At 61.2% G+C, this 17,525-nt stretch carries 19 protein-coding genes; 5 read left to right on the forward strand and 14 right to left on the reverse strand.

Features of this window, described 5'->3' with window-relative positions; translation table 11 throughout:
• Positions 1 to 80: 80 nt before the first annotated feature.
• From corA to L4923_RS16125, 6 genes are all read right to left on the reverse strand, one after another.
• Positions 81 to 1,055 (reverse strand): magnesium/cobalt transporter CorA, encoded by a 975-nt coding sequence (gene corA / locus L4923_RS16100; RefSeq protein ID WP_239366834.1) that lies wholly within the window; start codon positions 1,053 to 1,055, stop codon positions 81 to 83.
• 181 nt (positions 1,056 to 1,236) lie between these two features.
• Complete coding sequence (locus tag L4923_RS16105; protein ID WP_343303415.1) at positions 1,237 to 2,034, reverse strand: APH(3')-II family aminoglycoside O-phosphotransferase; 798 nt, start codon at positions 2,032 to 2,034, stop codon at positions 1,237 to 1,239.
• 10 nt (positions 2,035 to 2,044) lie between these two features.
• Positions 2,045 to 3,148 carry a redox-regulated ATPase YchF gene (gene ychF, locus L4923_RS16110; protein WP_239366837.1) on the reverse strand — a complete coding sequence of 368 codons (1,104 nt, stop codon included), beginning with the start codon at positions 3,146 to 3,148 and terminating at the stop codon, positions 2,045 to 2,047.
• A gap of 135 nt (positions 3,149 to 3,283) precedes the next feature.
• The gene (pth, locus tag L4923_RS16115) at positions 3,284 to 4,027 is read right to left on the reverse strand and encodes an aminoacyl-tRNA hydrolase (protein ID WP_239366840.1); all 744 of its coding nucleotides are present in this window, start codon (positions 4,025 to 4,027) and stop codon (positions 3,284 to 3,286) included.
• A 27-nt stretch (positions 4,028 to 4,054) separates the two neighbouring features.
• Complete coding sequence (locus tag L4923_RS16120; RefSeq protein WP_239366843.1) at positions 4,055 to 4,690, reverse strand: 50S ribosomal protein L25/general stress protein Ctc; 636 nt, start codon at positions 4,688 to 4,690, stop codon at positions 4,055 to 4,057.
• 175 nt (positions 4,691 to 4,865) lie between these two features.
• Entirely contained in the window at positions 4,866 to 6,092 is a 1,227-nt protein-coding gene (locus L4923_RS16125; RefSeq protein ID WP_239366846.1) for an MFS transporter, read from the reverse strand.
• A gap of 117 nt (positions 6,093 to 6,209) precedes the next feature.
• Between L4923_RS16125 and L4923_RS16130 the strand changes: the two genes are divergently transcribed.
• The gene (locus L4923_RS16130; RefSeq protein WP_239366848.1) at positions 6,210 to 7,043 is read left to right on the forward strand and encodes an AraC family transcriptional regulator; all 834 of its coding nucleotides are present in this window, start codon (positions 6,210 to 6,212) and stop codon (positions 7,041 to 7,043) included.
• Positions 7,044 to 7,180: 137 nt separating this feature from the next.
• Positions 7,181 to 7,945, forward strand: a complete 765-nt coding sequence (locus tag L4923_RS16135; RefSeq protein ID WP_239366850.1) for a sulfite exporter TauE/SafE family protein — start codon at positions 7,181 to 7,183, stop codon at positions 7,943 to 7,945.
• 30 nt (positions 7,946 to 7,975) lie between these two features.
• On the opposite strand, the gene L4923_RS16140 is transcribed toward L4923_RS16135, so the two are convergent.
• From L4923_RS16140 to lgt, 7 genes are all read right to left on the reverse strand, one after another.
• Entirely contained in the window at positions 7,976 to 8,911 is a 936-nt protein-coding gene (locus L4923_RS16140) for a ribose-phosphate pyrophosphokinase (RefSeq protein ID WP_239366851.1), read from the reverse strand.
• A 147-nt stretch (positions 8,912 to 9,058) separates the two neighbouring features.
• Positions 9,059 to 9,664 (reverse strand): hypothetical protein, encoded by a 606-nt coding sequence (locus L4923_RS16145; protein ID WP_239366852.1) that lies wholly within the window; start codon positions 9,662 to 9,664, stop codon positions 9,059 to 9,061.
• Between the two features lie 50 nt (positions 9,665 to 9,714).
• Complete coding sequence (locus tag L4923_RS16150; RefSeq protein WP_239366853.1) at positions 9,715 to 10,866, reverse strand: M24 family metallopeptidase; 1,152 nt, start codon at positions 10,864 to 10,866, stop codon at positions 9,715 to 9,717.
• Positions 10,866 to 11,663 (reverse strand): peptidoglycan editing factor PgeF, encoded by a 798-nt coding sequence (gene pgeF / locus L4923_RS16155; RefSeq protein ID WP_239366854.1) that lies wholly within the window; start codon positions 11,661 to 11,663, stop codon positions 10,866 to 10,868. Before pgeF ends, L4923_RS16150 begins: the two co-directional genes overlap by 1 nt.
• 102 nt (positions 11,664 to 11,765) lie before the next feature.
• The gene (locus L4923_RS16160) at positions 11,766 to 12,671 is read right to left on the reverse strand and encodes a phosphotransferase family protein (RefSeq protein WP_239366855.1); all 906 of its coding nucleotides are present in this window, start codon (positions 12,669 to 12,671) and stop codon (positions 11,766 to 11,768) included.
• 11 nt (positions 12,672 to 12,682) lie between these two features.
• Positions 12,683 to 13,783 (reverse strand): class I SAM-dependent methyltransferase, encoded by a 1,101-nt coding sequence (locus L4923_RS16165; RefSeq protein ID WP_239366856.1) that lies wholly within the window; start codon positions 13,781 to 13,783, stop codon positions 12,683 to 12,685.
• Positions 13,780 to 14,634 carry a prolipoprotein diacylglyceryl transferase gene (gene lgt, locus L4923_RS16170; protein ID WP_425530960.1) on the reverse strand — a complete coding sequence of 285 codons (855 nt, stop codon included), beginning with the start codon at positions 14,632 to 14,634 and terminating at the stop codon, positions 13,780 to 13,782. The genes L4923_RS16165 and lgt overlap by 4 nt, the downstream gene beginning before the upstream one ends.
• 235 nt (positions 14,635 to 14,869) lie before the next feature.
• On the opposite strand from lgt, the gene L4923_RS16175 reads away from it, so the two are divergent.
• From L4923_RS16175 to L4923_RS16185, 3 genes are all read left to right on the forward strand, one after another.
• A complete protein-coding gene (locus L4923_RS16175; RefSeq protein WP_239366857.1) occupies positions 14,870 to 15,184 on the forward strand; it encodes an accessory factor UbiK family protein in 315 nt (104 codons plus the stop codon).
• Positions 15,185 to 15,504: 320 nt separating this feature from the next.
• Entirely contained in the window at positions 15,505 to 16,005 is a 501-nt protein-coding gene (locus L4923_RS16180; RefSeq protein ID WP_239366859.1) for a type III secretion system chaperone family protein, read from the forward strand.
• Positions 16,006 to 16,021: 16 nt separating this feature from the next.
• Entirely contained in the window at positions 16,022 to 16,381 is a 360-nt protein-coding gene (locus tag L4923_RS16185) for a tRNA-binding protein (protein ID WP_239366862.1), read from the forward strand.
• Between the two features lie 51 nt (positions 16,382 to 16,432).
• Here L4923_RS16185 and L4923_RS16190 read toward each other — a convergent pair whose 3' ends face one another.
• Positions 16,433 to 17,455, reverse strand: coding sequence for a glycosyltransferase family 4 protein (locus L4923_RS16190; protein ID WP_239366864.1), 1,023 nt, complete (start codon positions 17,453 to 17,455; stop codon positions 16,433 to 16,435).
• Between the last annotated feature and the right edge of the window lie 70 nt (positions 17,456 to 17,525).

Genomic DNA, 17,525 nt, shown 5'->3' on the forward strand with positions numbered 1-17,525 from the left:
GGCGACGCCTTCCCGCAAGGCTACGCAGCGCTTGGTTCAGCGCTTTGGAGGCTGTGGATGGCATCTGCAGGTGCCAACCGTCAAAGCCATCCGCGCCGACGGAAATAGAGATAGGGCAAGATTGCCGAGATGATCATCAGACCGATCGCGAAGGGATAGCCGATTTCCCATTTCAATTCCGGCATGATGTCGAAATTCATGCCGTAGATCGATGCAACGAGCGTCGGCGGCAGGAAGATGACGGCGGCGACCGAGAAGATCTTGATGATCGCGTTCTGCTCGATCGAAATCATGCCGAGCGTGGCATCCAACAGAAAGCTGATCTTCTGCGACAGGAAAGTGGCGTGATCAGCGAGCGACAGCACGTCTCGCGACAAGGTCTTGATGCGTGCGCGGGCATCCTTGCCCATCTTGGTCTGCGTTGCGGCATGCGTAAGGAACCCCGCCACCCGCTGCAGCGAGGTCAGGCTGTCGCGGACGCTGGAGGCGAGATCCTCCTTGCGGCCGATGCTTTTCAGGAGTTCCTGGAAGTCGCGGTTGCGGCGCGAGGCGTTGGTGGCGGTCGCCTCGAAGATATCGCGAGAGATCGCCTCGATGTCGCGGCCGGCCTTCTCCAGGATATCGGCCAGGCGATCGACGATGGCTTCCAGCAAGCCGATCAGGATCGTGTCCGCGCTCGTGCAGCCGGTCGCCACCTTCTCCGCGCGCAACGGGAAGGTCTTGAACGCGCGCGGTTCGTGATAGCGCACGGTGACGAGCCGCTTTGACGCCAGAACGAAGGTGACCGGCGACATTTCGGGCTTCTCGCCCTCCGTCTGCGAGGGCAGGTTGGCGGTCATGAAATATCCACCGTCCTCGACATAGAGACGGCTGGAAATCTCGATCTCCTCCATTTCCTCACGTGTCGGCACGGCTATGCCGAACACGGTCTCAACCAAGGCTTCTTCTTCCTTGGTAGGGTTGAGCAGATCGACCCAGACAATCGCATCACGGTTCTGCTCGAGGTCGTCGGCGAGGCGCAGACGGTCATTGTCCACGACGAAGGCTTTGATCATCGCGTGGTCTCCCATGCTGGAAACGATATGAAGGCCCAAGGGCACAGGCTCATGACGGCGCCGAGGGGAGAAATCCTGCCGGCGCAAGGGCGCGATAGACCTGGGCATGGGCCGCGTCAAGCCGCAAAAGAGCAGCTAGCTCGGCGATGCCGGGAATGTGTTGTGCGGCCGCAGCGCTCGATCAGAAAAACTCGTCGAGCAACCGATAGTAGGCAAGTTTCGCCGGATCAGCGTCCGGCTTGCCGTAGAGAGCCAGGAACGGCGCGATCCACTCTTCGCCGAGATTGTGGCGAATGCTCCAGCAGGAAAGGGCCAGATCCTGGCAACGATCGGCCACGCCAAGGCGGCTGCAGTCGATGAAGCCGGAGAAGCGATGACCGTCGACCATGAAATTCGGCAGACAGGCATCGCCATGCGTGACGACAAGGTCCTCGCTTTTCGGACGCAGGGCAATGATATCGGAGTAGACATCCTGCGCCGTCTGACCCAGGCGTTCGTCGTCGAAATCCTCTTCGTCGACAAGTCCGGCATCCATACGCGCCATCGCGTCGGGGATGCGATGCTCCAACCGGTGATCGAATGGGCAGGAGCGGATATCCAGTGCGTGCAGGATGCGCAGCGCCTCTGCCATGATGATGATTGTTTTTTCGGGGGGCAGCGGGCCGGCGGAGACGAGATCCTTGCCGGCCACGGCGCTCATCAGCAGCCAGTTGCGGCCGCCATGGACCTCGAAAGCCAGAACTCTCGGGCAGGCAATGCCTTGATGTCCCAGCCAGTGCAGGCGTTCCACCTCGGCGGGCAGTTCGGCGAAGGCATTGGCTTCGTCGGTCTTCAGAAACAGGCCGGGCCGGTCCCCTGCTTCCAGCTTGAACACGCCCGCGTGTGATTGGCCGAGCGTGTCGCGATCCCATGCATAACCATCGACCATGCCGCGGATGGTCGGTGGCAGGTCGGTGTCGAGCAGGGTGCGTGCGTTCACAAGCGTGACGTCAGGTGTTGAATTTGAACAGCATCACATCGCCGTCCTGCACGACATATTCCTTGCCTTCGTCGCGCGCCTTGCCGGCTTCCTTGGCCGCCACTTCGCCGCCGAGTGTAACGAAGTCGTCATAGGCGATCGTCTGGGCGCGGATGAAGCCGCGCTCGAAATCGGTGTGAATGACGCCAGCGGCACCCGGTGCCTTGGTGCCGCGCTCGATCGTCCAGGCGCGTGTCTCCTTGGGGCCTGCGGTGAAGTATGTAATCAGGTGCAAAAGCTCGTAGCCGGCGCGGATCAGCCGATCGAGGCCCGGCTCGTGGAGGCCCATCGCCTCCAGGAACTCCTTCTGCTCACCGTCGGGCAGTTGGGCGACCTCTGCCTCGATGGCTGCCGAGATGATGACGGTTGAAGCGCCCTGGGAGGCCGCCATTGCCTCGACCGCCTTGGTGTGCTCGTTGCCAGTCGCCGCTTCCGCTTCAGCGACGTTGCAGACATAGAGAACCGGATGGGCGGTGAGCAGATTGAGATCTTGCAGGATCTTCAAGTCTTCCGCAGCGATTCCCTTGAGCATGACACGGCAGGGTCTGCCGTCCTGCAGCAAAGCAAGGGCCTGCTCCATCACCGGCAGGACGGTCATCGATTCCTTGTCCTTGGCCTGCGCGCGCTTACGCACGTTGACGATTCGGCGTTCCAGGCTTTCGAGGTCCGACAGCATTAGCTCGGTCTCGACCGTGTCGGCATCAGCCACCGGATTGATGCGGCCTTCGACATGGGTGATGTCGTCATCCTCGAAGCAGCGCAGCACATGCACGATGGCGTCGACCTCGCGGATGTTGGCGAGGAATTGATTGCCGAGACCTTCGCCCTTCGAAGCGCCGCGCACCAGGCCGGCGATGTCGACGAAGGAGATACGGGTCGGGATGATCTCTTTCGACTTGGCAACTTCGGCGATTTTCTTCAGGCGCGGATCCGGCACCGCCACCTCACCGGTGTTCGGCTCGATCGTGCAGAAAGGATAGTTGGCCGCCTGGGCTGCCGCGGTGCGCGTCAGTGCGTTGAACAGCGTAGACTTGCCGACGTTGGGCAGCCCAACGATGCCGCATTTGAAACCCATGATGATGTGGTCCTATCGGGAGTTCGAAATTTGTTCAGGGCTATGGGGGAAAGGGCCTTGGATCGTCAAGTCTTTCGGTACTGCAAGGGCGATTGCAGCTTCGTGGGCCGCCGAGGCAGTCAGCCTCTCAAACGCTCAATCCTTGTTGCCGAGCAGCTTCTTCAGCATGGCGGCCATCGGCCCGTTTTCAGGAACCTTGACGGCCGGCTGCTGCGGCCTTGCCTGGCGGATATGGCTCTGCGCCTTCGGTGGTGCTGACTGTTTCGGGGCCTTGGCCGGCGGGGTGTCGTCCGGACCGGTCGGCTGCAGCTTGTCGCGCAGGGCCAGCGTCACCCGGTTCATAAAGGAATTGTCGTCGCCCTTGGCAATCAGATCCGCGCTGTCAGCGATGCTGTCGAGCAGCACGTCCAGCCATTCCTGATCGGTTTTGGAGAAGTCACCCAGCACATGACCATGCACCATTTCCTTGGCGCCTGGATGGCCGACACCGATGCGCACGCGGCGGTAGTTGTTGCCGATGTGCTGGTCGAGCGAGCGGATGCCATTGTGGCCGGCGGAGCCGCCACCGATCTTGACCCGTACCTTGCCGGCGGGCAGTTCGATCTCATCGTAGAAGACGGTCACTGACGCGGCGTCGAGCTTGTAGAAGCGCAACGCTTCACCGACGGCCTGGCCAGAGAGGTTCATAAAGGTCTGCGGCTTCATGAGCAGAACTTTTTCGCCACCGATCCTGCCTTCGGCGATCTCGGCCTGGAATTTCCTCGACCAGGGCGAAAAGGAATGGCGGCGGGCGATAACGTCCGCCGCCATGAAACCGACATTGTGCCGGTTGTTGGCGTATTTCGTACCCGGATTGCCGAGACCAGCAAACAAAAGCATGGCTGCGGCCCTCCCGGGCAGCGAAAATTACTTCTCTTCTTCAGCTTCCTCGGCGGCCGGGGCAGCTTCCGCTTCCTCGGTCTCCGGCTTCATCGCGGCCGAACCAGCGATGGTAGCGATGGTGAAGTCGCGGTCAGAAATGACCGGCTTCACGCCAGCCGGCAGCTTGACCGCCGAAATGTGGATGGAATCGCCGATCTCAGCGCCGGTAAGATCGATCTCGATGAATTCCGGGATCGCGTTGGCCGGGCAGTGGAACTCTACCTCGTGACGGACGATGTTGAGTACGCCACCGCGCTTGATGCCGGGCGACTTCTCTTCGTTGAGGAAGTGGACCGGAACGTTGACGTTGACTTCGGTGTTCTTGCCGATGCGCAGGAAGTCGACATGCAGCGGGAAGTCCTTGACCGGGTCAAGCTGGTAGTCCTTCGGCAGGACCTGGATCTTCTTGCCGTCGACATCGATCGTGGCGACCGTGGTCAGGAAGCCACCGCCATGGATCTTGTAGAAAACGTCCTTGTAGGACAGGGCGATAGCCAGTGGGGGCTGCTTGTCGCCGTAAATGACTGCAGGCACTTTGCCTTCGCGGCGAACTGCACGGGCGGACCCCTTACCGACCTGTTCGCGCGATTCGGCCTTGAGCTCGTAAGTATCGTGGCTCATGGTATTTCCTTTCGCGTTGCTGGAGCATTCCCGGTGTCCGGCAAGCCGGGTTCCGAAAATGTCGAAAGCCGCGAAATCCGCGGCCCTCGTCCGCGTTGCCTCCAAGGGTGTCTACGCGGGTGGCGGCTCTATAGCGGAAGGCGGCCAAACGCGCAAGCATGGCCGCTTTCTCGTCTTACGCTGCCTTGGCGGCCTTCTTCGCTTCCTTCATGTTGGGCAGGAAGATGGTGAGCAGGCCGAGCAAGGGCAGGTACGAACAGATCTGGTAGACGAAGTCGATGCCCTTGGCATCCGCTACAACGCCGAGGATGGCGGCCGCGATGCCACCCATGCCGAAGGCGAAGCCGAAGAATATGCCGGCGATCATGCCGACACGGCCCGGCACTAATTCCTGCGCGAACACCACGATGTTGGAGAAGGCCGACGACAGGATGAGGCCGATCAGGATGGTGAGGATCACCGTCCACTCCAGATTGGCATAGGGCAGGATCAGTGTGAAAGGCAGCACGCCGACGATCGAAAACCAGATCATCGCCTTCTGGCCGTAGCGATCGCCGAACGGTCCGCCGAGCAGGATGCCGAGCGCCGAGGCGCCCAGGAAGGCGAACAGCAGCACCTGTGACATCTGCACGGAAACGCCGAACCTCTCGATGGTGTAGAAGGTGTAATAGCTCGACAGGCTGGCGATGTAGGCATTCTTGGAAAGCACCAGCATCGTCAGGATGACCAGCGACCATGCAACCCGACTGCGTGAGAAGGGCGACACGTGAACCGCGGCGGGGCGATTGCCCACTGCCTTGCGATAGCGGATATACCAATTGCCGACCTGCCACAGGACGACGATGCCGATGAGCGAGCCGATGGCAAACCAGGAGATGCTGGTCTGGCCGAAAGGCACGACGATGAAGGCTGCGGCCAGCGGGCCCATGGCCTGGCCGAAATTGCCGCCGACCTGGAACAGGGACTGGGCGAGGCCGTGCTTGCCGCCGGACGCCAATCTGGCGATACGCGAGGATTCCGGATGGAAGATCGACGAGCCGATGCCGATCAGCGAGGCGCCGAGCAGCAGCAGCCAATAATGGCCGGCATAAGCCAGGATGATCAGGCCGAGCAGCGAGGAAGCCATGCCCCACGGCAAGGAGAACGGCATCGGCCGCTTGTCGGTGACCATGCCCACCACCGGCTGCAGCAGTGAGGCCGTCACCTGGAAGGTAAAGGTCAACAGGCCGATCTGCCAGAAGTCCAAGCTGTAATTGTCCTTGAGGAGCGGATAGATGGCCGAAAGCAGCGACTGCATGATGTCGTTGATGAAGTGGCCGAAGCTCACCGCGAGGATGACGGTGAAGGCTGTGGTGGTCGCCGCGCTTGTCGCGCGACCGGTTGTCGCTGCGGTGTCGGTCAAGGCTATGCTCCTAAAGTGATGCAGACGGCAATGCGTCGCTGCGGTGGCGCTTATAATCCCGTTGCGATGCTGCTTCTTTCGTGGTTTGGTCCATTTCTTACGCGAGTGGGCCAAACCATGCCGGTAAGTGTCTCCTATCTGGATGCGCCGATCACAGATCTGCATCGCCGTCATCGCGAGCGACTGGAGTGGCTCGACCGTGCCAAGGATCTCGTCGTTGCTCTGCCATCGGAATATCCGGACGGCTACACCGTGCCTGACCATCGCCATAACCGCAGCCAGCTGCTGCACGCCTTGACCGGTGTGGTGCTGGTGAAAACGCATTTCGGCCGCTGGATGGTTCCACCCGACCACGCCATGTGGATTCCGGCCGGCATCAAGCATGCGGTGGACATGCAGGGCAACGTCTCGATGCGTTCGGTCTATGTCGCCCCCGATGCTGTTGCCGGCCTGCCGACCAACCTGCGTGTCGTCGGCGTCAGCGACCTGATGCGCAGCCTGATCATCGAGGCGGTGACCTTGCCGACCGACGAGCCGCAGAGCGAGCGTGCCGGGCTTCTGATGGCTCTGCTTCTGCACGAGATCCCAGCCATGGAGGAACGGCCGCTCGGCCTGCCGTTCCCGCACGATCCCCGCATCGCCGCGCTCTGCCGGCGCTTCGTCGCCGAACCATCGCCGCATGCGACCATCGATGATTGGGCAGAAACCGTCGGCATGAGCCGGCGCACCTTCACCCGTGTCTTCCACCGCGAAACCGGGCTCTCGCTCTCGACGTGGCGCCAGCAGGCACTGCTGCTCGCCGCCTTGCCGAGGCTCACGGACGGCGAGCCGGTGACGCGTGTGGCCCTCGACCTCGGCTATGACAGCGTTCCGGCCTTCACCACCATGTTCAAGCGCATGCTCGGCACCTCACCCCGCGCCTATCTGAGAGGCGCGCGGGAGGTGGGGTAGGGCCAGCGGAAAAAACGTGCTCTCGGCCTGTTCGTCACGGTCGAGCTTCGCTGCACCATGGCTTGCCTCGACTTGCGCCCTGTCATACGCGCCAAAAACAGCTAAACGGTAATGATCCTTAGCCTTCCGACAAAACCATGCTTCAGTCCCTCCTGGCCGGCACTTCAAACCAGGCCGTACTTGCCATTTTCGCCATCGGGCTTATCGCAGGGCTCGCGCGCGGCTTTTCAGGCTTCGGTGCGGCCCTCATCTTTGTCCCGCTGGCAAGCTCGGTGATCGGCCCCAAGCTGGCGGCACCGCTGCTGCTTGTGGTCGACGGGGTGATGTCGGTCGGCTTCTTGCGGGGCGCCTGGAGACTGGCAGACAAAACGAATGTTTTCGTCATGGCGATCGGAGCACTTGTCGGGGTGCCATTGGGCACCTACGCGTTGGCGCAGCTCGATCCGTTGATCATCCGTTGGTCGATCATCGCCATTGTCGTTATGCTGCTTCTGCTCTTGATCTCGGGCTGGCGTTATGACGGTCGCCCAAGAGCCCATCTTACGGTCGCAGTCGGCGCGATTTCCGGCCTTTTCTCGGGCGCAGCGCAAGTTGGCGGCCCGCCTGTGGTGGCCTACTGGTTGGGCGGCGGCATTCCCGGCAATACGGTGCGGGCCAATATCATTCTTTATTTCGCTGTCTCTTCGGCGATCACCGCGGTCAGCTATCTCTGGGGTGGTCTCATCACGGTGCCGATCATCACTCTGGCCATCGTCGTCGCACCATCCTATGGGGTCGGATTGTGGCTGGGTGCGCACATGTTCGGTATCGCCAGCGAGACGACTTTCCGCAGACTTTGTTTCGGTCTTATCGCCCTTTCGGCGCTGATCAGTCTGCCGGTGTTGGACGGAATTCTGCGATAGCCGCTATAAGTCCAAATGGACACGCGGCGTTTAGTCGAACAGGCTGGAGACGGATTCCTCAGTTGCCGTTCGCGAGATCGCCTCGCCCATCAGGTCACCGATCGAGATGACGCGGACATTGTGCGCATCGATGACTGCCTGGGTCGGCTGGATCGAGTCGGTGATCACTAGTTCCTGCAGCTTGGAACCCGTGATGCGGGCCACTGCACCGCCGGAAAGCACACCGTGCGTGATGTAGGCAGTGACGCTGGTGGCGCCGTTGGCAAGCAACGCATCGGCTGCATTGCAAAGCGTACCACCGGAATCGACGATATCGTCGATCAGCAGACAGTCCTTGCCGCGCACGTCGCCGATGACGTTCATGACTTCCGATTCACCCGGCCGTTCGCGGCGCTTGTCGACGATGGCGAGCTGGGCATCGATACGCTTGGCGAGCGCGCGTGCGCGCACCACGCCGCCGACGTCGGGCGAGACCACCATGACGTTGCCGAGCTGCTTGTATTTGGCCTTCACGTCGCGCGCCATCACCGGCACGGCAAACAGGTTGTCGGTCGGGATGTCGAAGAAACCCTGGATCTGGCCCGCATGCAGGTCGAGCGTCAGAACGCGGTCGGCGCCGGCACGGGTGATCATGTTTGCGACGAGCTTGGCCGAGATCGGCGTGCGGCCCGAGGCTCGCCGGTCCTGGCGGGCATAGCCGAAATAGGGGAGGACCGCCGTGATGCGCCGTGCCGACGAGCGCATAAAGGCATCGATCATGATGAGCAGTTCCATCAGGTGATCGTTGGTCGGATAGGAAGTCGACTGCAGGATGAAGACATCCTCGCCGCGCACGTTTTCCTGGATCTCGACAAAGATCTCCTGATCAGCGAAGCGTCTGACGCTGGCCTTGCCCAACGGTATGTTGAGATAGCGGGCGACCGCTTCGGCCAGCACCCTGTTGGAATTGCCCGCGAAGAGTTTCATGCACCGTACCTGGTGGTGGAGTTTATGGGGCTTTTAACCAGCCGTGCCGGTATTGCAAGCGCCCTATTGGCGATTCAGCGTCAGAATCCCAACAAAGATTTGACCCAAGGGCAGGCCGGCGGGGTGCTAGCCGGCTAGATTCCGTCCTCAGCCGGCAACACGGCCTGCGAGCCAGCTGGTCAATTGTCCGACGGTCTGGTCGGCGATCGCCTGCATGGTTGCGGGCGGCACAGCCGCCCAGCCTTCAGCGCCGTTGACTGTCGGAGCCTTCTGCTGGCCGTTGATGCGGTGCAGACGGTTGCCTGCGGGATCATAGACGTCCCACACATAGATGACGGTGGTGTCCTTGCCCTCGGAGATGGTCGAGAAATAGCCCTTCAACACATGAGTCGCAGTCTGGTCTGCGCTGCCGGCGATCGCGATGCCGCTTTCCTTGGCACGTGCCGCGAGCCGTTGAGTGAGCGGAGTGGCAGCTTCCACAGAGGCGCCGACGATCGGAGCGATCTGCAGGCGGGTCTTGCTGAGCACCGCTGCAGACTGGGCAGGCGTCGGGGCGGGCGTGGTCCCGGTCGCAGCGGGTGCGCCGGCTATCGGGTTCGCTGGCGTAACGGATTGCGATGCCGCCATCGGTGCGGCGGCGCCGGCCGGAGCCGTCGTGGCCGGTGCTGGCTGCAAGACGTCGTTGGCCTTGTTGCAGGCCGATAGCGCCAAGGCAGCAAGCAATGGCACGATGGTCAGGCACACTCGCCTCATCGACTCACGAACTCCTCGGCGACGAACTCATGCCCAACCCGGCTTGGGATTCAGCGCACGATCAAGTCGAGATCATGGCGCGAAAGCGGCTTCGGCTGCGATTCCGTCGTCAGATAGGTTCGGCCGAGCGTCATGGCGGTTTCCGTCTCGGAATCCATGATGATCATGTGTGCGAACAGCGTCATGTTCGGCGCGATCGGCTCGGGATTGCCTTGATAGAACATCGGCATGTCCATCCAGGATGGGGTGAAGCGGGCGCCGACGGAATAACCGCAGGCGTTTAGCCGGTGCCGGGTGAGCCCATAGGCTTCCATAGTCCGCGCATGGGCGTCGAAGACATCGCCAAACGTATTACCAGGCGTCATAGTCTTCTCGACCGCGATCAATGCTGCGCGCGAGGCGTCGAACAGTTCCTGGTGGCGCTTGGAAACCTTGCCGGTGAGCACCGTGCGCATCATCGGGGCGTGGTAATGATGAAAGACGCCGGCCCATTCCAGCGTCAGCTGATCGTTCTTGTTGAGCTTGCGGCGTCCGGCCTTGTAGCGGCACAGAAGCGCGTCTGGGCCGGAACCGATGATGAATTCATTGGCGGGGTAGTCGCCCCCGCCGGAAAAGACGGCGCCCTGCATGGCCGCAAGGATTTGCGCCTCGTCACCACCTTGCTTGATCAACGGGAGGGCGGCGTCCAGGGCATCGTCGCTCAATGCCGCAGCCTTTTCGGCCTTTGCGATTTCTGCCGGGCTCTTGAACAGTCGCAACCGGCCAACGATGCCGGAAGCGTCCGCGATCTGGCCGAAGGTCTGCAACTGTTCATCCACACGGCGGCCGTTATAGGCGGTGAGGCCATGCGTGTCGTATTCGACACCGATGCGCGCGCCGAGCAGGTCCAGGTCGTTCAAAAGGTTGCGCAGATCGATCGCCGGATTGGCGTCGGCGCGATCCATCCAAACGACGATGTTATCGATCGTCGAGGTGTGCCGCGCCTGGCGCAGATCAGCCGAGCGGGTAAGCAGCACCATCGAACCGTCGGCTTTGACGATCAGGCACTGGAAGAAGCAGAAACCGAACGTGTCATAGCCGGTCAGCCAGTACATGCTTTCCTGTGCGAACAGCAGAATGGCGTCGAGTTTCTTCTCGGCCATTTCGATCATCAGCCGGTCGCGACGGGCGTCGAATTCGGAGCGTTCGAAATGCAGCGCCATCAGCCGTTGTCCTCCAAAACGATTGCCGACAACTGACGTCCATAGTCCGGCTCATTGCGGTGGACTGTGCGGCGATAAGAAAAGAAGAGGTCCTCTTCCGCATAGGTGCAGCGGTCGAGCCCCTCGGCAGTCACGCCGGCGTTTTGCAGCCGGTCGATCGTATAGCGGTTGAGATCGAACATCGCATGGCCCGCTTTATTCGACGGCGTGAAATAGCGCTCGTTGCCGGCTTCTGCCTCGACAAAGCGAGCGACGAATTCCGATCCGACCTCGTAGTTGCGCGGGCTGATCGACGGGCCCAGCACCGCGACGATGTTCTCGCGCTTCGCTCCCAAGCCTTCCATGGCAGAAATGGTGTTTTCGAGCACGCCCGTGAAAGCGCCTTTCCAGCCGGCATGGGTGGCGCCGACAACGCGAGCATGGGCATCGGCAAACAACACCGGCCCGCAATCGGCAGTCGTTGCGGCGATAGCAATACCCGGTCTGTCGGTGACGATGGCGTCGGCCTTGGGCCGTTCACCATTGAAGGGTTCGCGGACGACGATGACATCGGGCGAATGGATTTGGTGGGCGCTGAGCAGATGCGTGACCGGCACGCCCATCCATTCCGCGACGCGGCGGCGATTCTCGTGCACCATCTCCGGGTCGTCCTGGGAACCCACCCCGATGTTCAGTCCACGATAGATGCCGTTTGAGACGCCGCCGATGCGCGTGAAGTAGCCGTGGCGAATCCCTTGGGCCGCCGCCTTTTCAAGCATCGGAGACCGGATCGGATCCGGCTTCGTTTCGTTCAGCATTCTAGAGCCTATTGCGAGATCTGTCTTTTGTCTGGCTGGAGCTGTCAAGGCGATACGCCGACAGCTCGAAGCGCGGACAGTGGGACAGGGCAGGGTGCGAAGTCAATCACGATTGGGGGCGTGGTGGTCGGCTGGGTCAATGCACATGGCTGCCCAACAAGCGAAATGGTCGATCATCAAAGGCATTTGCGATGGATCGTTGACGGCCTCAGCCATCTCCCACAACCGATGCGCGCCGGTAAGCACCTCGATGCGCTTGCGTTCAAGCGCACAGCCGGACAAGGCCTCATAATGGGAGACGATACGTTCGGTCAGATCGGGAGAAATGAAGTTCGAATAGATGAAATCCCGGTGCAACGGACCGAAGCCGGAATCGGCAAAGTCATAAATGCCGCTGAGACGGTTGGCTTCGTGGTCGAAGGCCATGTTCCAGCCGTGGCCATCGAAGAAACCATAGGTCTCGCCATACGGGTCCGGCGGCAACTCTGTCCACGATGCGATGATCTGGCTGGCTTGCCTCTGCAACTCGCCAGACAGGAGCGGCAACACCTTGTCGCGGACTTCGTCGGGTTTCGCCCAGGCCTCCACCGGTCCCGCACCGGCAGCGCGCATCCTCTCCAGGTCTAGCCCGTGCAGGTCGACGTAGAAACGGGCCAGGCGCAGAGCAAGGTCTTCGCGCGCCTCCACCGGCAAACGGGCATAGTGAGACGTCTCGAGATAACTGCCCTTGAGCTTTCGGTGGCGTGAAAAGATCCGCGCATCAGCAATCAGCTGGATATCGGGAACAGGCATGTCGGTAGCCGGGCGGATAACGTTGAGGAGGCTGACTTCGCGGATCAGCGACTTCTCGGCGTTCTCATTGCGCGGGAATTTGAAGATCAGCCGATCATCGACGTCCACGGCGATCGAATCCCAACCCTGCGTGAGCAGGCTGAAGCTGGACCCTGCTAGATCCGGAAAATGGGAAAGGATCGCTGCTTTCAGCGTGTCGAGCTCGGCTTGCTGCATCGATTGGTGTCTTACTCCGGCTGATCGATGCGGCTGCGGAACACCGGCAGGGCGACATCTTCATGCGCGATGGCGAGTACCTTGAACAGTTCTCCCATCGCCTGTGGGCCAGCAAGGCGCTCGGCCTCACTGGAGATGCGCTCGCGCATGGCCTCGTCGGCACCGGCGCCGAGCTGACCGGCGCGTTCCAGAAGACCCATGCCGAGCAGGAACGAGCCTTGGGTCGTGAAATCGGCGCGCAAGCCCGATGCCCGTGTGGTGGCTGCGAGGGCAGCGAAATCGACATGCGAGGTAAGGTCGGCTTCACCAGGATTTGCCAGCACGTCCTCATATTGGTGGCTGCGCATTGCTTGCAACGTGTCACCCACTCCGGGTTGGAGGTGTCCATAGTCGAAAAAAAGGCCAGCCCCGCCACGAACCACGATATGGTCGGCGATCGTCTGCATCAATGCCGATCGGGCCGGCGCGGCTTCGACGACGGTGCCGTCTGGCGCGGTTTTCGCATCGGACGGCAAGAGAGAAGGGTCGAGCGAGGCGGCACCGGCGTAGAAGCCGAGCTCACCCTTCGCATCAAGGCCGACCATACGTTCGCGCCAACCGTCGGCGGTCCGTGCGAACTGACGGATTGGAATCGCGTCGAACAATTCGTTACCGACGATCAGCAACGGCGCTTCGGGCAGGGATGCGACCGTTTCGTGCCAATCGATAGCCTTGGAAGTATCAGCCAGGGTTTCTTTTTGAACTTCGCGCAGTCGTGGGCTCGCCTCGATCAACGCTATAGTCGCTGCACCGGCAAAAGCCGGATCGAGCCGCCGGAGCGTGCGCAGCATGTCCTTCATCAGCGTGCCGCGGCCCGGCCCAATCTCGGCCAAGGTGACCGGCATCGGCGAACCGATCGCACGCCAGGCTTCGTAGAGCCAAACCGCTACCAGTTCACCGAACATCTGGCTAACTTCCGGCGCGGTGATGAAATCGCCGGCTGCACCGAACGGCTCCCGCGTCGTGTAATAACCTGCGTCCGGATCGAACAGGCAAAGCGCCATGTATTCGCTGACCGGGATGGGGCCAACGGCTATGATCAATTCGGCGATACGGCGCTTAAGCGGGGTCATGCCGGCTGTGCATGGGTTGCAGGTTTAGCCGTGGCCATGCACCAGATGCCGATCAGCACCATCGGCACCGACAGGATCATGCCCATGGTGAGCCAGCCACCAAACAGATAACCAAGCTGCGCATCCGGTTCTCGGAAGAATTCCACAAAGATGCGCGACAGGCCGTAACCGGCGACGAAGGCTCCCGAGACGAAGCCGGGCGTCATCAATTTCAGGCGCGTATGCGTGAGGAAGCGAAGCACCAGGAAGAGCACAAGGCCTTCCAGCAATGCTTCGTAGATCTGGCTCGGGTGGCGTGGGAAGGGGCCGCCGTTCGGAAATTCAACCGCCCACGGCACGGTGGTGAGCCGACCCCAAAGCTCTGAATTGATGAAGTTGGCCAGGCGCCCGAGTCCCAGGCCGACCGGGACACCGGCGGCGACGACGTCGAACAAGGACCAGACATTGATGCCGCGCGAGCGGGCGAAGAAGAACATGGCGAGGATCGTTCCGGTGATGCCGCCATGGAACGACATGCCGCCATCCTGCAGGTAGAAGATCTCGATCGGATTGTTGAAGTAACGCGGGAAATTGTAGAAAAGCACGTAGCCCAGCCGACCACCGGCGACGATACCGACGGCGGCCCAGATGACGAAATCGTCGATGTCGATGGGCTTCATCGGCAGCTTGCCATCCCGCCACAAGCGCGAATTGGTGATGAGGCGCTTGGCGTACCACCAGGCGAACAGGATGCCGACGACGTAAGCGACGCCATACCAGTGTACCTTCAGCGGCCCATAACCGAAGAACGGGCCGATCTGGAAGATGACCGGATCGATATTCGGAAACGAAAGGGCAGCAAGCGGCAGCAAGTCGGCCAAGACAATCTCCCATGCGGGTCATGCTAGAGCGAAATGCGACGTTGTATCGCCATTCCGATCTATCTCTTTGTTTTACCGCATGATCTTATCCGAAAAGTCAGCACCTATTCGGGATCATGCTTTGAGGCGCGGACCATGGGGCAGGCTTTTGGCAGGGTCAAGGCAGAGCAACCTTGCATTCTGGCATACGGCTCATTAGGTCAAATCGAGCAACAGAGGTTTTGCCATGTCGACCGGATCGAACCGCATTCTCGATGAATTCGCCAAGCTGGTGACCGATGCGGCGGGAGCCGCCCAAGGCGTGCGCCGCGAAGTTGAGACCGCGTTCCGCGCACAGGCGGAACGACTGCTGAATTCGATGGAGTTCGTGCAGCGCGAGGAGTTCGAGGCTGTTCGCGAAATGGCGGCCAAAGCGCGCGAAGAAAATGCCAAACTGGCCGCGCGCATCGAGGCGCTGGAAGCCCAGCTTGCCGGTTCGCCAAGCAGCAAGACCGAAAAGCCGGCCTCGGCTACCCCGGCGAAGCCACGCGCAAAAAAATAATTCGTTAAATCTTTCCACAACCCGCCGTCCGAAAAAGCGCTTTGTGGTGAATCGCTTAACGCCGACGTGTGACTCTTTGTGACTCCGCTTTCCACATGCGAATGGCCCGTCCCAAAAAATTGGGCTGGTCACGCGACTCCCGATCAATAGACTGAATTTGCTGCATGATTCGGAACGGGGTCATGCGCCGGGCGGTGGGGTCCGGTCATGGGTTGTTGCGTCGAGCAGTCCAGGCCGTCCGAGTTCTAGACATTTGTTCGTTGTGCGTGCCTCCCCCGCGGAGCGTGCGGTGGCGCTCCCAGAACGACAGGAAGCATTCCATGGAACTCCTCGAACTCGAATTCTCCCGCGAGATACATCCTGTCGATGTCATCGAGCAGGTTGCGCACAACAATGACTGGTCTTTCGAGCGGGCCGGTGACGACGAAATTTCGATATCGGTGACCGGCACCTGGACCGAGTATCACGTCTCCTTCTCGTGGATGGAGGATTTCGAGGCGCTGCATCTGGCCTGCGCTTTCGACATCAAGGTTCCTGAAAACCGCGCGCTAGAAGTGATGCGGCTGCTGTCGCTGATCAACGAGCAGATGCTGTTCGGCCACTTCGACTTGTGGGAGCAGGAAGGCGCGATCATGTTCCGCCAGTCCCTGCTGCTTGCCGGCGGCGTCGAACCGTCCAGCCAGCAGGTCGAAGTGCTGCTCTCCTCGGCGCTGGAAGCATGCGAATGCTACTTCCAGGCGTTCCAGTTCGTCGTCTGGTCCGGCACTTCGGCCAAGGACGCGCTGTCGAGCGTGCTGTTCGAAACCTATGGCACCGCCTGACCGATATTGCTGAGAAATGACTGCAAGTACCGAGCGTAAGCCCGAGATCACCTTCGCGGATTTCGATCGTGTCGATATCCGCGCCGGGACGATTATCGAGGCCGAACCATTTCCCGAAGCCCGTAAGCCGGCGATCAAGCTGAAGATCGACTTCGGTCCGGGGATTGGCGTCAAGAAGTCCTCCGCCCAGATCACCAAATATTATACGCCGGAAAGCGTGATCGGTCGCCAGGTCTTCGCTGTGGTGAATTTCCCACCGCGCCAGATCGGCAAGTTCATGTCGGAAGTTTTGACGCTTGGCTTCCCCGATGGCGACGGCGACGTCGTTCTGGGCGCGATCGAACGCAAGGTTCCGGACGGCGGTCGTCTGTTCTGATCGTTGAGGCCCGTCCGAAAGCGTAATCGGTCCGATTTCCGGCGCAACGCGCTAGGCGGCGAGTTTCTCGCGTCGTCCCAGCGCCTCGTTCACCGTGTCCATGAACATGTCGGCGCAAGTTTTCCAGCTGTAACGCATGGCGCGTTCGCGGGCTTCGGTCCTGCTGACGGTCAAGGCGTCGAGGCAAGCCTGGCGAAGATCTTCGGAAACCTTGCCGCCAATGCCGTCGCCGACGATGTCGATCGGCCCCGTCACCGGATAGGCGGCCACTGGCGTGCCGCTGGACAAGGACTCGATGATGACATTGCCAAAGGTATCGGTGCGGCTCGGAAAGACAAAGACGTCGGCAGATGCGTAGAGTTCGGCTAGCTCCCCACTGGGGCGATGGCCTAGAAAATGCGTGTCGGGATAGCGCGCCATCAGTTTGGCGCGCTCGGGCCCGTCGCCTACCACGACTTTGCTGCCGGGCAAGTCGAGATCGAGGAACGCGGGCAAGTTCTTTTCGATGGCGACGCGGCCGACCGACAGGAAGATCGGACGTGGATAAGGCAGGTCGCCGCGCTTGTCGGGGCGGAAATGTTCGGTGTCGACCCCACGCGTCCACGGCTTCAGCTTGTTGAATCCGCGCGCGGCGAGGTCGTCGGCCAGCGATTGCGTGGCGACCAGCGTGCCCTGGCCGGAATTGTGAAAGTCGCGAAGCCAGTTGTATGCCCATCTCTCCGGAACGGGGAGGCGGGCGCTCAGATATTCCGGGAAGCGGGTGTGGTAGCTGGTCGTGAAAGGCCGGCCGTTGGCACGGCAGTAGCGCCGCGCCATGATGCCGAGCGGGCCTTCCGTGACGATGTGGATATGGTCTGCATTCGAATCCGCGATCAGCCCGGCGACGTGGCGCGGTGTGGTCAAGGCCAGCCTGATGTCGGGATAAGTCGGCAGGGGCAGGGTGCGGAAGATGTTCGGAGTCAGGAAATGGGTCTCGACGCCTTGCGTCTTCAGTGTCTCAGAGAGCCGCTCCAGCGTGTGGACGACGCCGTTGACCTGCGGGCGCCAAGCGTCGGTAACCATCAGGATGCGCATGAGACCTCGCTGCGATGTCTCCGGAATCTGTTCGCCTGCGGCCGGATCGAAAGACCGTTCAAGACCCGTT

It is taken from the genome of Terribium retamae, assembly GCF_022347545.1.
Taxonomy (GTDB): domain Bacteria; phylum Pseudomonadota; class Alphaproteobacteria; order Rhizobiales; family Rhizobiaceae; genus Mesorhizobium; species Mesorhizobium retamae.